Genomic DNA, 15,122 nt, shown 5'->3' with positions numbered 1-15,122 from the left:
TTCGACGGGTGGTGGCCCGCCGTGGTGAAGACGGTAGGCAGGCGGGGCTTCGCACGGCCTGCGAACCGGTACGGCACCGGTATGGCCGCAGGTCGGGGCGCCGCCGGCGGCGTCTCCCGGCCCGCCGAGCCCGCCCGGCGGCCCTGCGCACCCGCTCCGGGCTGCGGCCATACCGCCGGCAAGGCGGCTGCGAACCGGGCCCGAAGCCGGGCCGGGGAGCCTGGCCCGGCACGCCCGCACGCCCGGCTCCGACCACGCCCACCCCGGCTCCATGCGCACCCCGGCCCCGCGCACTCTCCAGCCTCATGCACCCCCCGCCCCCACGCACTCCCCCGACTCCACGCACACCCCGATGCACTCCCCGCACCGCGAAGGACTAGCGAAGGACTGCCACCATGCCCTGCCCGCTCTGCGCCCAACTCGCCAGCACGAACGACCAGTTCTGCCCCGCCTGCGGCACCCCCCGGGCCGCCGCCCTCGACCTGGCCGCCGAGGAGCGCAAGCTGGTGACGGTGGTCTTCTGCGACCTGGTCGACTCCACCGCCCTGTCCGGCGCGCTCGACCCGGAGACGCTGCGCGAGGTGATCCTGCGCTACTTCGAACGGATGCACCGTCAGATCGAGGCTCACGGCGGCACCTTGGAGAAGTTCATCGGGGACGCGGTGATGGCGGTGTTCGGCGTCCCGGTGATCCGCGAGGACGACGCCCACCGGGCGCTGGCCGCCGCGCTCGCCATGCTGGAGGACCTGGAGGACCTCAACACCGAGCTGGACGCCACCCTCGGGGTCCGCCTGGACGTCCGGATCGGTGTCAACACCGGCCAGGTGGTGGCGGGTTCGGACGCCTCCGCGCGCCAGGCCCTGATCTCCGGCGAGACCGTGAACATCGCCGCCCGGCTCCAGACCCAGGCCGCCCCCGGCCAGGTGCTGATCGGCCCGCAGACCCTGCGCGCGGCGGGGCCGGCCGCCCAGGTGCACGAGGTCGGCCCGCTGCGGCTCAAGGGCAAGGCCGAGCCCGTCACCGCGTACCGCCTGGTCGGGCTGGACGAGGACGACCCCGAGCTGCTGCGCCGCTTCGACGTCCCGCTGGTCGGGCGGGAGCGCGAACTCGCCCAGCTGGACGCCGCGCTGGCCCGGGTGGCCGGCGGCCAGGGCGCCGAACTACTGCTGGTCGTCGGCGAGGCCGGGATCGGCAAGACCCGGCTGGTGCGCGAGTGGCAGGAGCGGACGGGCCGGCACACCGCGCGCTGCGGCACCGGCCGCTGCCGCAGCTACGGCGAGCAGGGCGTCCTGACCCCGCTCGCGGAGGCCGTCGGGGCCCTGCTCGGTGGCCCGGGGACGCCCGCGCCCGCCGAGGCGCTGGACCGGCTGGCGCAGGCCACCGCGCCCGGGGTGAGCGCCGAACAGTCCCTGGACCGGCTGGCCGCGATCCTGCGCGGGCGGACCGTCGAGCGCCCGGCCGTGCTGGTCCTGGACGACTGCCAGTGGGCCGGCCCGGTGCTGCTGGACGCCGTCGAGCGACTGGTCGCCGCCCTCGGCCAGGCCCCGGTGCTGCTGCTGTGCCTGGCCCGGCCGGAGCTGCCGGCCTCCCGCCCGGAGCTGCCGGGGCTGCCGGTCGGCGGCCTGTCCTGGGACGAATCGGCGCTGCTGGCCGCTCAGTTGACGGAGCTGAGTGCCCACCAGGACGCGGTGCCGACCCGGCTGCTGGAGCGGGCCGAGGGCAACCCGCTGCACCTGGAGGAGCTGCTGGCCGCCCTCACCGAGGCGGACGGCCCCGCGCTCGCCGACGAACTCCCGCCCACCGGCCGGGCGCTGCTCAGCGCGCGGATCGACGACCTGGAGCGCGACGAGCGCACCACCCTGGACCTGGCCGCCGTGCTCGGCCGCGCCTTCACTGCCGCCGAACTCGCCCAGCTCGCCCACGGCGGCGCCGACCAGGACGCCTTCGCCGACCCGGAGGACGACGTCTTCACCGGCCCGTTCGACGGCCTCCCCGGCCTGCCCGCGGGCGACGACACCCCGCCTCGGCTGCACGCCGCGCTGGCCCGGTTGACCGAGCGCCGCCTGGTCGAACCGGCCGGCACCAGCTTCCGGTTCAGCAGCGGCCTGGTCCAGGAGTCGGTCTACCAGTCGATGTCCAAGCGGGCCCGCGCCGAGCGCCACGAACGCGCCGCCGACCTGCCGGCCGTCCGCGCCGCCGGGGACGCCGCCGTCGGCGGCCACCTGGAGCGCGCCCACCGCTACCGGCTCGAACTCGGCCTGCTGGACGCCCGGACGGACGCCCTGCGCACCCGCGCGGCCGCCGCCCTCGGCGTGGCCGGCGCCCAGGCGCTCGCCCACGCCGACCTGCCCGCCGCCACCGACCTGCTGGAGCGCGCCGTCCGGCTGCACTACCCGAACGAGCGCACCGCCGGCCCGGCCCTGCGCCGCCTCGGCGAGGCCCGGCTGGCGCTCGGCCGGGCCGACGAGGCCCTGCCCGTCCTGGCGCAGGTCCGCGACTCGGCCGCCGATCCGCTGGACGCCGCGCACGCCCGGCTCGCGCTGGCCGCGCGCGGTCTGCCGCCCGGCCCGGAGCAGCCCGCCGCCACCGCCCGCGCCGTCCTCCCGCTCTTCATCGACCTGCGGGACGACCTCGGCCAGGCCCGGGCCGGGCTGCGCCTGGCCGAGGAGCACCTGCTGGCGGGCCGGCACACCGAGGCGGAACGGCTGCTGGACGACGCCCTCGACCACGCCGCCCGCACCGACGCCGAGCTGGACCGGGCAGCCGTGCTGGCCGCGCTGGCCGCCTCCCTGCTGGCGGGCCCCGAGCCCGTCCCGAACGCCGTCTTCCGGCTGCGGGCCCTGCTGGCCGGGCACGGCGCCGGCCACCGGACGGTGCGGGTCGCGCTCAACGGCCCGCTGGCCGTCCTGCTCGCCCTGCGCGACCGGCCCGACGAGGCCGAACTGCTGCTGGCCGAGGCCAACGGCCTGGCGGGCGAGCTGTCGCTGGCCGACGCGATGATCTCGCTGCCGGCCCTGACCGCCCAGGCCGCGGCGGCCACCGGCCAGACCGCGCAGGCGCTGGACCTGCTCGCCGACGCCGCCGAGGTCGCCCGCCGGCTGGGCAACTCCGCCCCGCTGCCCCGGCTCGCCCTCACCACCGCCCGCGCCCTGCTGGACACCGACCGCCCGGGCCCGGCCGCCCGCCACCTGGACGGCGTCGACGCCACGGCCGCGCTGCCGCCGGTGCTGGCGATCGAGCTGGACGCGCTGCGCGGCCGGCTCGCCGCCTCCCGGGGCGAGGCCGACCCGGCGCTGGAGCTGACCGCGGCCGCCGCACAGGCCGCCGAGGCCACCGAGTCGCTGCTGCTCCAGGCGCTCACCGCGCTGGACCGCGCCCACGCGCTGCTGCTGCTCGACCGGCGGGCCGAGGCCGCCGTGGCGGCCGCCACCGCCCGGGACCGGTTCGCCGCCAAGGGCCACCTGCCGGGCGTGCGCCGGGCCGAGCGGCTCGGGGGCGCCCGGTGAGCGGCCCGGCCGGCCTCACCTGGAGCCTGCGCGGCCGGACCGCCGCGGACCTGCCGGTGCTCGCCGACACCACCGCCCACGGCAGCGCCGGCCCCGACGGCGCCCTCGACGGCGGGGGCACCGGCGGCGGGGGCACCGGCAAGGGCGTGCGGGTGTGCGTCGTGGACTCCGGCATCGAGCCGGACCACCCGCTGGTCGGCCCGCTGAACGGCTCCTGGGTGGTCGTCAAGGACCCGACGACCCGGGAGCTGGTGGTCCGCCCCGACCGCACCGGCGACACCTGCGGCCACGGCACCGCCTGCGCGGGCATCATCCGCCGCACCGCCCCGGACTGCGAGCTGTACAGCGTCCGGGTGCTCGGCGAACGCTTCACCGGCACCGGCGACATGCTGATCACCGGGCTGCGCTGGGCCGTCGAGCAGGGCTTCGACGTCGTCAACCTCAGCCTCTCCACCACCCGGACCCGCTTCCTGGAGGAGCTGCACGCGATCGCCGACGACGCCTTCTTCGCCCGCACCGCGATCGTCGCCTCCGCCCACAACACCCCGGTGGAGAGCTACCCCTGGCGGTTCTCCTCGGTCATCTCGGTCGGCAGCCACCAGGAGGACGACCCGGCCCTGCACCTGTACAACCCGGCGCCGCCGGTCGAGTTCTTCGCCCCCGGCCAGAACGTCCGGGTCCCCTGGCTCGGCGGCTCCACCATCCGCACCACCGGCAACAGCTTCGCCACCCCGTACGTCGCCGGGCTGTGCGCCCGCATCCTGTCCGGCCACCCGAGGCTGACGACCTTCCAGCTGAAGAGCGCGCTCTACCTCACCGCAGCCAACGTCCAGGTCGGCCCCGGTGCCGGTCCTCACCGGCCCCCAGGCGGGAGTTCGACGACCGAGCCCACCCCGTCCACCCCCATCACGGAGGCGCCCGATGACCCTCAGCACTGATCCCGCCGTCGACCCGCTGGCCCGCGAGCTGCTGCAGTCCGTGGTGGACGTGGCCCGAGCGATCTTCGGCGCCGAGGCCGGCTCGGTCTGCCTGCTCGACGAGGCGGCCGGGGAACTGGTGTTCCAGGCCGTCTCGGGGCGCGGCGAGGAGTCCCTGGTGGGCCGCCGCTTCCCGGCGGGCAGCGGCATCGCGGGCTGGGTCGCCGCCTCGGGCGAGCCGATGGTGGTCGACGACCTGGGTGCGAACCGCACTTTCGACCGGGCCTTCGCCGAGTCCACCGCGTACGTCCCGAACGCGCTGATGGCGGCGCCGCTGACGCACGGCAGCCGGGTGCTGGGCGTCCTGGAGGTACTGGACCCGGCCCCGCAGGCCCGGTCCAGCCTGCCCGAGCTGGACCTGCTCGCCCTGTTCGCCCGCCAGGCCGCCGCCGCCCTGCGGGTCATCGCCGAGCGTTCCCCGGCCCCGGCGGCGGTACCCGACCGCGCCGCCGCCCTCGACCTGCTGGCCGACCTGGAGGAGCTGCTGCGCCGTCAGCCCTGACGCGGCGCCAACCTCGCGATCGATCCGCGCTCCAGCGCCGCGTACACCGCGCCGTCCAGGCCGACGGCGATGCCGTGCGGCTCGGCGGCCGGGCCGGGCAGCTGGTGGCCGTCGAGCAGCCCGTCCGGGCCGAGCACCCCGATCCGGCCGGCGCCCCACTCGGTGAACCAGAGCCGGCCGTCCGGGCCGCAGGTGATCGCGTGCGGCCGGGCCGCCCGGTCGGCCAGCGGGTACTCGGTGACCTCGCCGTCCACGGTGATCCGGCCGACCAGCCCGCCGCCGATGCCGACGTACCAGAGCGCGCCGTCCGCCCCGGCGGTGATCCCGACCGGGGCGGTGCCGCCGGTCGGCAGCGGGTGGACGGCCACCTCGCCCCCGACGGTGATCCGGGCGACGGCGTCCGCCTGGTTGAGCGTGCACCAGAGCGCGCCGTCCGGGCCGGCCGTGATGAGCGACGGGAAGGCCCCGGCCCGCGGCAGCGGGTACTCCGTCACCTCGCCCTCGACGGTGATCCGCCCGATCCGGTCGGCGTTCAGCTCGGTGAACCAGAGCGCCCCGTCGGGCCCCGCCGCGATCCCGTACGGCCCGGCGCCCGCCGTCGGGACGGCGAAGGAGCACGCCTTCCCGTCGGTGTCGATCCGCCCGATCCGGTGGTCGCGCATCCGGGTGAACCAGAGCGCGCCGTCCGGGCCGACGGTGAGCACCGCGGGCCCGCACTCCGGCGCCCCGAGGCCGTACCGCTCGACCGTGCCGTCCGCCGCCAGCCGTCCGATCTCCCCGGCGTGCACCAGCGTGAACCACACGCCCCCGTCCGGCCCCACGGCGACCCCGTACGGTCCGGCCCCCTCCTCGGCGACCTCGATCAGCTCCGCGATCCGTGCCATGCAAACCCCCGCCCTCGCTATTGCGACTTCCGTCGCATTAGCGATCCTCGCACGCCCTCCCCTCCCCCGGCAACCGGGTTACACCCCGTTCCCCGCGCGGCGGGCGGCCCGCGGGGCGGGGACGCCGCGCAGGACGGAGACGATGCCCACGCCGGCGGCGCACACCGGGACGGCGAGCAGGGCCCCGAGGATGCCGGCGATCCCGGAGCCGGCCACCACCGCGACCATGATGGTGGCCGGGTGCAGCTCCACCGTCCGGCTCTGGATGAGGGGTTGGAGGACGTTGCCCTCGAACAGCTGGACCGCCATCACCACGCCGAGCGCCCACAGCGCCGTCCCGATCCCGCCGTCGGCGAGCGCGACCAGCACGGACACCGCCCCGGACAGGAAGGCCCCGACGAACGGGATGTAGGCGCCCATGAACACCAGCGCGCCCAGCCCCGGCGCGCCGGGCACGCCGAGCGCCACCAGGCCGATGGTGATGAAGGTCGCGTCGATCAGCGCGATCAGCGAGGTGCCGCGCATGAAGCCGGCCATCGCGTCGAAGGCCCGCTCGGCACAGGCGATCACGGTCTCGGCGCTGCGCTCGGGCAGGTAGGAGCGGATCGTGTCGCCGGTGCGGTGGCCGTCGCGGAGGAAGAAGAACACCAGGGCGAGCGCCAGCACGCCGCCGGCGATTAGCTGGGTGGCCAGGCCCAGCCCGGACAGCACGCCGTTGGTGACGGTCGAGACCAGCGAGTTGGTCTCCCCCTTGGCGTTGTCCAGCGCGTGCCGGATCTTCTCCCCGGTCGGGCCGAGCCACGCGGCGAGCTGGTTGCCCGCCTGCTGGAGGGACTCGGCGATCTGCGGGGCGCTGTGCACCAGCGCGTTGACCAGCAGCGCGATCACCCCGCAGACGGCCGCGACCAGCAGCACGCAGGTGAGCCCGGCGGCCAGCCCCCGACTCACGCCCCGCCGGACCATCCACGGCACCGCCGGGTAGAGCAGCGAGGCCCCCAGCAGCGCCAGCACCACCGGCACGGTCGCGGCCCGCAGCTCGACCAGCGCGAAGACCAGCAGCGAGGCGAGGGCGAGCAGCAGGATCACCGCCGCCGACCAGGCGGCCGCCTGCCGGACCACCGGCGGCAGCATCAGGTACGGCCTGCGGGGGTCCGGCGCGGCCCCGCCCACGAACCGGGGTTCCACCGCCGGGCCCTCCCCGGCCGGGTGCTCCTCGGGCACGGCCACCTCCGCCTGGCTCGTCGACGAGTCCGAATCGCCCCGTCCCGGCGGACGATCCGTCAGCGTGCCCGTGCCGCCGGGCTGCCCGGCGAACCCGCCACGCCGCCGTCCGGCCGATCAAGGGTGGAGCCGATTCAATCCGCCCCCGTCCGTCGCGTACAGAGCAGCCGGTGGAGCTCACCTCATCGGACGAAGCGCCCTGGCGGACACATTCGAGTGCCGGACCTCAGTTCGCCTCGAAGCGGCCGCCCCGTCCACCCGGAGCGGTCGCCCCCGTCCAGCCGGTCGGCACGCTCAGCGGCGGCCGTCCAGGACGGCGCGCAGCACGCCGATCCGGTTGCTGGTGATGGAGGCGACCCCGCTGTCGCGCAGCCGGCGCATGGTGCGGCGCAGGTCGGCGGTCCAGGTGGAGACGGCGAGCCCGGCGTCCGCGGCGGCGGCGGTGAACTCGGGGGTGACCAGGCCGAACGGCGGGTTGAGGTAGCGCGGGCGCAGGTCGTCGAGCAGGGCGCGGACGGGCAGCCGGGGCTCCTTCCAGGTGAGGGCGATCTCGGCGCCGGGCGCCAGCGCGCGGACGGCGAGCATGGCGGTGGCGGGGCCGCAGAAGGAGACCAGCCCCTCGGCGTCGAGGTCGCTGACGACGGACCAGGTGGCGGCGACGGGGCCGGGGTCGTCGAGGTCGATGAGCAGCCGGGGGCCTCCGGCGGCAGCGACGACCTTGATCGTCTCGGCGAGGGTCGGGACGGCGAGCGGCCCCCGGCGCAGTTCGTCGAGCTGCGCGGTGGTGACCCGGCCGATCGACCGCGGGTCGCCCCAGAGGCGCTCCAGGGTGCGGTCGTGCAGCAGGACGGGCACCCGGTCGCGGGTGAGCTGGACGTCCACCTCGACGGCGTCGGCACCGGCGGCGAGCGCTGACTCGACGGAGGGCAGGGTGTTCTCGCGGTGGCGGTACGGGTCGCCGCGGTGCGCGACGGCGAGCACCCGGCGGCGGTCGGTGGCCGGTTCCCCGACCGCGCGGACGGCGCTCTGGGTGGTCGGCAGATGCGGGTGGGACATCCCGGGCGGGGCCTCTCGTTCGGAACCGGTTCGGGCGGGGCTCGACGCGCCGTCGGCGCGCGGCACCCGGTGGAGCGTGCCGTGGGGCGTGCCGTGCGGGTCAGGCCGGACCTAACGCCGCTCGATCATCACATTGGTGGACTTGATGACCGCGGTGGCGGGGGCGCCGGGGACGAGGTTCAGCTCCTCCGCCGACTCCCGGCTGATCAGCGACACCACCCGGAAGGGCCCTGCCTGGACCTCCACCTGGGCCGCGACGTCGCCGAGCACCACGTGGGTGACGATCCCGGGGAAGCGGTTGCGGGCCGAGGACGGACGGCCCTCGGCCTCGGCGTTCTCCGGGCGGGCCAGCTCACGGGCGAAGGCGGCGAGGTCGACGCCGGGGATGATCCGGTGGCCGTGCTCGTCCCGCTCGGCCGCGACCCGCCCCGCGTCCACCCAGCGCCGCATGGTGTCGGCACTGACCCCGAGCAGCGCCGCGGCTTCGCCGATGCGGTACGGGTTGACCGGCGCCTCGGACTGGCCCATGTGCGACTCCTGACACTGACTCGGGGACTGCCCCGGGGACTGACTCGGGGAACGTGGGACGGGAACGGGGACGCCGCACGCGCGGCGGGCCGTCGCCGTCATCCTGCCGTACCGGCGGCCGGGGCCGCCAAGCGAGGCGGGTCAGGACTCGCCGAAGAGGTCGCGGCGCACCGCGTCCCCGGCGGTGAGGACGGCCCCGGCCAGCACCGCGCCGCCGCCCGCCGTGCCGGGCCGGACCTCGGTGCGCAGCGGGGACAGCTCGGCCAGCCGCCGTTCGACCCGGCCGGCCAGTTCGGCGCCGCCGGCCCGGCCGAGCTCGCCGCCGAGCACCACGCAGCCCGGGTCGAGGACCACGCAGATGCTGGCGGCGCCGACCGCGATCCGCGCGGCCAGCTCGTCCAGGAACGGCCCGCCGGGCCCGTCCGGGCCGAGTGCGTCCAGCGCGGCGCGGACGGCCGCCTCGGCGGCGGGGGCGTCCCCGGCCGCGCCGGCGGGCAGTCCGTGGGCGCGGGCGAGCTCGCAGACGGCGGCGCTGCCGGCCAGGCTGTGGAAGCCGCCGTCGCAGCCGGTGGCGCTGGGCAGGCCGCCGGTGCCGGGGACGGGCAGGAAGCCGATCTCGCCGGTGCCGCCGGAGAAGCCCCGGCGCAGCCGGCCGTCCAGGACGACGGCGGCGCCGACGCCGTGGCCGAGCCAGAGCAGCACGAAGGTGTCGCGGTCGCGGGCGGCGCCGATCCGGTACTCGGCCCGGCCGGCCAGGTTGACCTCGTTCTCCAGGATCACCTCGGTGCCGGGCAGCCCGCGCAGTTCGGCGAGCAGTTCGGCGTGCCAGGCGGGGAGCTTCCCGGTGCTGTTGAGGCGCCCGGTGGCGGGGTCGACCAGCCCGGGGGCGCCGACGGCGACGGTGTGCAGCCGTTCGACGCCGACGCCGCGCGCAGTGTCCAGCAGGGTGCGCACCAGGTGCCCGGCGGTGTCGGGCGTCCCGTCGCCGTGCACCGGGACCTCGGCGCTGGCGAGGGTGCGCCCGGCGAGGTCGGCGACGACCAGGCTGACGCCGCCGGAGCGCACGTCGAAGGCGGCGAGGTGGGCGCGGGAGGCGACCAGTGCGTAGAGCCGGGCGTTGGGGCCGCGCCGCTGTTCGCCCCGTTCGCCGACGACGGCGACCAGGCCGGTGCGCTGGAGGCGGTCGAGCAGGTCGGCGACGGTCGGCCGGGAGAGGCCGGTGAGGTCGCGCAGCTCGGTCGCGGTCAGGGGGCCCTGTTCGAGGAGCAGGTTGAGGGCCAGCCGGTCGTTGATCGCCCGGGCGGTGCTCGGCGTGGCCGTGCGCGCGGTGGTCATGGCGGCTCATCCTTCCAGAGTGTTTCTATCAGGGTCCCTTCCTGATAATTTTATCGAACCATCCGCCGGACGGCCGTCGCCGCCGCGCGGACCGAACGGCCTGCACGTAGACCACCCTCAGGCACGTCAGACCACCCACCAGCACGTCAACCACCCACACAGGGCACCGTCGCGCCGCCCCACCTGCGCGACCCGGGAGGGAACGCCGGATGAGCACGACCGCACACTCACTGGAGCCGCTGGCCTCCCCACGCCGGGCCAGGGCCGGCATCGCCCTGGTCTTCGGCGTGCACGGCGCCGTCAGCGGCAGTTTCGTCACCCGCATCCCGTGGATCCAGGACCGCCTCGACCTCTCCCCCGGCCAGCTCGGCCTGGCCCTGGTGATGCCCGCCATCGGCTCCTCCCTCGCGATGCCGCTGGCCGGCCGGTTCGTCCACCGCTACGGCGGGCGGGCGGCGGTCCGCGGACTGATCTCGCTCTGGTGCCTGGCCCTCGCCCTGCCCGCGCTCGCCCCCTCGCTGCCGGTGCTGTGCGTGGCGCTGCTCGCGTACGGCGCCTCGGCCGGGATGGCGGACGTCGCGATGAACGCGCAGGGCGTGGAGATCGAACAGCGGCTCGGCCGCTCGATCATGTCCGGACTGCACGGGATGTGGAGCGCGGGCGGGCTGCTGGCCTCCGGCTTCGGCATCCTGGCCGCCCACCTCGACCTCGACGCCCGGCTCCAGCTGGCCGTCACCGCGCTCGTGCTGCTCGTCCTCGCGCAGCCCGTCTGCCGGAACCTGCCCGACCTGCGGGCGCCGGAGGGGGCGGAGGAGCCGCCGCGGTTCGCACTGCCGCCGCGCAGCTCGCTGGTGATCGGACTGGTCGGCTTCTGCGCCGTCTTCGCCGAAGGCGCCTCGATGGACTGGAGCGGCGTCTACCTGCGGGACGTCACCGGCGCCTCTGCCACCGTCGCGGCCGCCTCCTACACCGCCTTCTCGCTCACCATGGCCGTCAGCCGCCTGTGCGGGGACGCGGTGGTCCGCCGGCTCGGCGCCGTGCGCACCACCCGTCTCGGCGGCGCCGTCGCCACCGTCGGCGGCCTGCTGGTGGTGGCCGCCGACAGTCCGGCGCTCGCCATCCCGGGCTTCGCCCTGATCGGCATCGGCATCGCGGTCACCGTCCCGCTGGCCTTCGCGGCGGCCGGGCGGATCGGCAGCAACCCCAGCCAGGCCATCGCGGGCGTCGCCACCGTCACCTACACCTCCGGCCTGGTCGCGCCCGCGATCATCGGCGCCCTCGCCCAGGCGACCTCGCTGACCGTCTCCTTCGGCCTGGTCACCGCGCTCGCCTTCGCTCTGCTGCTGAGCGCCGGGGCGCTGCGCCGGGCCGAACGGAATTCCCCCGGATCCGGCGCCGAAAATGTGACCGCAACGTCACCGGAAAGCACTTCGAAAAAAGATCTCTCTGCGATATGATCTAGAGAATTCCGGGGAATTCCTCGCTAATATCGCCGACCGCCGGGCGCATTCCGCGCCCGGCGGTTTCGCGATCCGTGAGGTGAACCCCGTGTGCTACGACCCCGACGCCGCCCCGCCCGCCGTCACCCCCGCGCTCTGGCCCCTGGCCGAGGCTGCGGCGCTCACCCTGACCTCGGCGGACGGCACCGAGTTCGCCGCCTTCCTGGCCCGCCCCGAGGTGGCCACCGGCGTCGGCGTCCTCGTCCTGCCGGACAACAAGGGCCTTTCCGGCTTCTACCGGCAGACCGCCGCCCGGCTCGCCGAACAGGGCCACCCCGCGCTCGTCGTCGACTATTACGGCCGCACCGCCGGAGCCGATCCGGAAAGCCGCCCGAAGGAATTCGGCGACCTGCCCGGCCTGCTCCGCCACCTGCTCGCCCTCACCCCCGAAGGCCTGGACGCCGACCTCGCCGCCGGCCTCGCCCGGCTGCGCGCAAGCGGGCCGGCCGAGGTGGTCGCGCTCGGCTTCTGCTTCGGCGGCCGGCAGGCCTTCCGCGCCGCCGCGCCCTGGTTCGGGCTGGCCGGCGCGGTCGGCTTCTACGGATACCCCGACGCGATCAACGGCTCCCCGGGGCCCACTCAGCTCGCGGCCGACCTCAGCGCGCCGATCCTCGCCTTCTGGGGCGGCGCGGACGAGCACATCCCGCCCACCGCCGTCGACGCCTTCGACGCGGCCCTGACCGCCGCCGGCAACCCGCACGAGTTCGTCACCTACCCGGGCGCGCCGCACAACTTCTTCGAGCTCTCCGCCGTCGAATATTCGGACGCGGCCCGGGACTCCTGGCGACGTCTGCTGGGATTCCTCGCCGACCGCTCCGCATCCGCGACCCCCCGGAGGACGCTCTGATGTCCCGCCTGTCCCACCCGTCCCGCATTTCCCGGCTGGCCCGCCTGTCCCGTCGTGCGCGGCTCGCCGCCGCCACGGCCGCCCTCGCCGCCGCCGCGGTGGCGCTCACCGCCCCGCCGGCCCCCGCGGCCACCCCCACGACCACCCCCGCCGCCGACTTCGGGCCCGCCGAGATCCGCACCGGCATGTACGCGGGCCCGAACGACCTGTGCCTGGAGGTCGCCGACTGGCGCACCGACGACGGCGCCCCGGTCCGGATCTGGACCTGTACCGGCGGCGCCAACCAGCAGTGGACCCAGAGCGCCCGCGGCTGGGTGAACCTGAACAGCGGCAAGTGCCTGGACATCCCGGCCTTCAGCACCACCTGGGGCACCCAGGCCGACCAGTGGACCTGCGACGGCGGCGCCAACCAGAGCTGGAGCGACCCCCCGGCCAGCCACCCCGGAACGCCCCGCCGGATCGTGAACGGCTACAGCGGCCTCGTCCTGGACGTCTCGGGCGGCGCGCTGACCGACGGCACCCCGGTGATCCAGTGGGAGTTCCACAGCGGCGACAACCAGTTCTGGCACTACAACCCGGAAAAGCCCCCGTACAGCTGACCGCGACCGCCCTCGACGGTCGCGACCGGGCACCGGTTAGGCTCGGCCGGTGCCCGCACCCGTCTCGCCCCTGCCCGCACCCGCAACGCCCCCGCCCGCCGTCGAGCTGCCGCCGTCCGGCCCCGTGCCGCGTTCGCCGTGGTGGCGGTTCGCGCTGCTGGTGGTGCTGCTCGGCGCCGCGGCCGGGTCGCTGCTGCTGTGGAGCCCGACGGCGCTGCTGAACGGCGGCCTCGCCGACCGGATGCCCGGGTACTGGTTCGCGCCGCTGTTCGCCACCGTGTACGCGGTCGGCACGCTCGCCTTCGTCCCCCGGCCGGCACTGAACGCCGCCGCCGGGCTGCTGCTGGGCATCCAGCAGGGCGTGCTGCTGTCGGTGCTCGGCACCACGCTGGGCGCGGCCATGGCCTTCGGGCTCGGCCGGGGCCTCGGGCGCGAGGCGCTGCGGCCGTACCTGCGCGGGCGGGTGCTCGGCACGCTGGACCGGCGCTTCACCGAGCAGGGCTTCCGCAGCGTGCTGGTGCTGCGGCTGCTGCCGGGCATGCCGTTCCAGGCGGCCAACTACGGCGCGGCCTTCTCTGGGGTCCGCTTCGCGCCCTTCCTGTTCGCCACCGCGATCGGCGTGGTGCCGACCACCGCGGTGTACGTGACGGCGGCGGCCAGCGCGGGCGAGCCGGGCTCGGCGGCCTTCCTGGTGTCGGCCGGGATGATCGTGCTGCTCGTGCTGGGCAGTGTGGTCGGGCTGTGGCGGGCCGCGGTCGCCCGGCGCCGCACACCGGCCGCCTGAGCGCCTGACCGCCTGACCGCCTGACCGCCTGACCGGCCGAGATTCCGAGGCACTCGGGGGGCGCTCGACAATTCGCTCGCGCCCACCCGCCGTCGGGCGTCAGGATGACCGGCATGACCGAACCCTCCCCGCGGGTCGACCCGCCGATGGCGGCCGACGAGACCGCCATGCTCACCGCCTGGCTCGACTACCACCGCAGCACCCTCGCGCTCAAGTGCGAGGGCCTGACCGACGACCAGCTGCGGCTGCGCTCCGCCCCGCCGTCCACCCTCTCGCTGCTCGGCCTCGTCCGGCACATGGCCGAGGTGGAGCAGTACTGGTTCCAGAGCATCCTGCGCGGCGACGAGTACACCGAGAACCACTACTGGACCGAGGCCGACGAGGACGGCGACTTCAACGGCGTGGACACCGCCGACGTCGCGGCGGACTTCGCCACCTGGCGCGCCGAGGTCGAGACCGCCCGCCGCGCGAGCGCCGGCCTGTCGCTGGACACCGTCGGCAAGCGGCTGCGCCGCGGCGAGGAGGTGACGCTGCGCTGGATCCTGGTCCACATGGTCGAGGAGTACGCGCGGCACAACGGCCACGCCGATCTTCTGCGCGAACTGGTGGACGGCACTACCGGCGAGTGAAATCGTTTCCGCATTGTTGACAGAAGGTCAATTGCTCGGTGACCACGACCGATATGGTCTACGCGCGCAACCGTACGGCTCACCGCCGCGTCGCTGATGTTGCCCGGGTTCGCCCGGGTTTCCGTCGCGGCGCGACTCGTACGGGGGCCGCGAGCGGGCACGGGACCGGTGAACAGTGCGATACTCGGACAGTTCCGACGAGTGGATGACGTGTCAAAAAGGACACGCGACCCCGGGGGACCAGGACGGGACGAGGCAGGGAGGCGCGGCATGGGAGCACTTCGCGACGAGCACCACAACGGGTGGCTGATGCCCTCGGGAAACTACCCGGCCGCGGTGTACGAGGACGAGTGGGTCGATCAGGAGACGATGCCGGCCGCCCCCGCGCCCGCGAAGATCGTCTCCTTGCGGCCGACCGGTTTCGAGGCGGCCCGCACGGTGGGCGAGCACATCCGGGCGAGCATCCCGGTGGTCATGGACCTCACCGAGATGAACGAAGCCGAGGCCAAGCGGATGGTGGACTTCGCCTCCGGGCTGATCTTCGGCACCCAGGGCGGCATCGAGCGGATCGCCCGCCGGGTGTTCCTGCTCACCCCGGCCGACGTCGAGGTCATGGTGATCGACCGCCCGCTCGACGAGACCGGGTTCTACAACCAGAGCTGATCCGGGCGGCGCACGGCCCGACCGGGCTGAACCGACCGAGTTGAACCGGCCGCACGACAGCGGCACCCCGACCGGGGACGGCACCCGCCGTT

Annotated in this window: 14 protein-coding genes; 9 read left to right on the top strand and 5 right to left on the bottom strand. The window is 75.6% G+C overall.

What is annotated here, in order from left to right; genetic code table 11:
* The first annotated feature begins 395 nt into the window (after positions 1–395).
* From AB0P03_RS19105 to AB0P03_RS19095, 3 genes are read left to right on the top strand one after another with little or no spacing between them, the layout of a single operon-like run.
* Positions 396–3,506 carry an adenylate/guanylate cyclase domain-containing protein gene (locus AB0P03_RS19105; RefSeq protein WP_363629803.1) on the top strand — a complete coding sequence of 1,037 codons (3,111 nt, stop codon included), beginning with the start codon at positions 396–398 and terminating at the stop codon, positions 3,504–3,506.
* Positions 3,503–4,444: a S8 family serine peptidase gene (locus AB0P03_RS19100; protein ID WP_363629801.1), complete on the top strand. Its 942-nt coding sequence runs from the start codon at positions 3,503–3,505 to the stop codon at positions 4,442–4,444. Before AB0P03_RS19105 ends, AB0P03_RS19100 begins: the two co-directional genes overlap by 4 nt.
* The gene (locus AB0P03_RS19095) at positions 4,428–4,985 is read left to right on the top strand and encodes a GAF domain-containing protein (protein ID WP_350879761.1); all 558 of its coding nucleotides are present in this window, start codon (positions 4,428–4,430) and stop codon (positions 4,983–4,985) included. The genes AB0P03_RS19100 and AB0P03_RS19095 overlap by 17 nt, the downstream gene beginning before the upstream one ends.
* Here the strand turns inward: AB0P03_RS19095 and AB0P03_RS19090 are convergent.
* From AB0P03_RS19090 to AB0P03_RS19070, 5 genes are all read right to left on the bottom strand, one after another.
* On the bottom strand, positions 4,976–5,869 hold the full coding sequence (locus tag AB0P03_RS19090) for a virginiamycin B lyase (RefSeq protein WP_363629799.1): 894 nt from the start codon (positions 5,867–5,869) through the stop codon (positions 4,976–4,978). The two genes, AB0P03_RS19095 and AB0P03_RS19090, sit on opposite strands and share 10 nt — an antisense overlap.
* A gap of 78 nt (positions 5,870–5,947) precedes the next feature.
* Complete coding sequence (locus AB0P03_RS19085; protein WP_363621687.1) at positions 5,948–7,090, bottom strand: AI-2E family transporter; 1,143 nt, start codon at positions 7,088–7,090, stop codon at positions 5,948–5,950.
* 294 nt (positions 7,091–7,384) lie between these two features.
* Positions 7,385–8,146 (bottom strand): glycerophosphodiester phosphodiesterase, encoded by a 762-nt coding sequence (locus AB0P03_RS19080; RefSeq protein WP_363629797.1) that lies wholly within the window; start codon positions 8,144–8,146, stop codon positions 7,385–7,387.
* 111 nt (positions 8,147–8,257) lie between these two features.
* Complete coding sequence (locus AB0P03_RS19075) at positions 8,258–8,674, bottom strand: TOBE domain-containing protein (protein WP_208869038.1); 417 nt, start codon at positions 8,672–8,674, stop codon at positions 8,258–8,260.
* Between the two features lie 141 nt (positions 8,675–8,815).
* A complete protein-coding gene (locus AB0P03_RS19070; RefSeq protein WP_363629795.1) occupies positions 8,816–10,009 on the bottom strand; it encodes an ROK family transcriptional regulator in 1,194 nt (397 codons plus the stop codon).
* 209 nt (positions 10,010–10,218) lie between these two features.
* On the opposite strand from AB0P03_RS19070, the gene AB0P03_RS19065 reads away from it, so the two are divergent.
* The 6 genes from AB0P03_RS19065 (at position 10,219) to AB0P03_RS19040 (ending at position 15,030) form a co-directional block, all read left to right on the top strand.
* A complete protein-coding gene (locus AB0P03_RS19065; protein WP_363584685.1) occupies positions 10,219–11,466 on the top strand; it encodes an MFS transporter in 1,248 nt (415 codons plus the stop codon).
* A gap of 91 nt (positions 11,467–11,557) precedes the next feature.
* Positions 11,558–12,355 carry a dienelactone hydrolase family protein gene (locus AB0P03_RS19060; protein ID WP_363629793.1) on the top strand — a complete coding sequence of 266 codons (798 nt, stop codon included), beginning with the start codon at positions 11,558–11,560 and terminating at the stop codon, positions 12,353–12,355.
* The gene (locus AB0P03_RS19055) at positions 12,355–12,954 is read left to right on the top strand and encodes an RICIN domain-containing protein (protein ID WP_363629791.1); all 600 of its coding nucleotides are present in this window, start codon (positions 12,355–12,357) and stop codon (positions 12,952–12,954) included. The genes AB0P03_RS19060 and AB0P03_RS19055 overlap by 1 nt, the downstream gene beginning before the upstream one ends.
* A gap of 49 nt (positions 12,955–13,003) precedes the next feature.
* A complete protein-coding gene (locus tag AB0P03_RS19050) occupies positions 13,004–13,738 on the top strand; it encodes a VTT domain-containing protein (protein WP_363629789.1) in 735 nt (244 codons plus the stop codon).
* 113 nt (positions 13,739–13,851) lie between these two features.
* Positions 13,852–14,367, top strand: a complete 516-nt coding sequence (locus AB0P03_RS19045; protein WP_363584677.1) for a DinB family protein — start codon at positions 13,852–13,854, stop codon at positions 14,365–14,367.
* A 270-nt stretch (positions 14,368–14,637) separates the two neighbouring features.
* The gene (locus tag AB0P03_RS19040) at positions 14,638–15,030 is read left to right on the top strand and encodes a cell division protein SepF (RefSeq protein WP_363584675.1); all 393 of its coding nucleotides are present in this window, start codon (positions 14,638–14,640) and stop codon (positions 15,028–15,030) included.
* Positions 15,031–15,122: the final 92 nt, after the last annotated feature.

The organism is Kitasatospora sp. NPDC088779, assembly GCF_040685395.1.
GTDB lineage: Bacteria > Actinomycetota > Actinomycetes > Streptomycetales > Streptomycetaceae > Kitasatospora.
The sequence above is the reverse complement of the archived record's forward strand: the minus strand, read 5'-3'. Positions and strand labels throughout refer to the sequence as shown.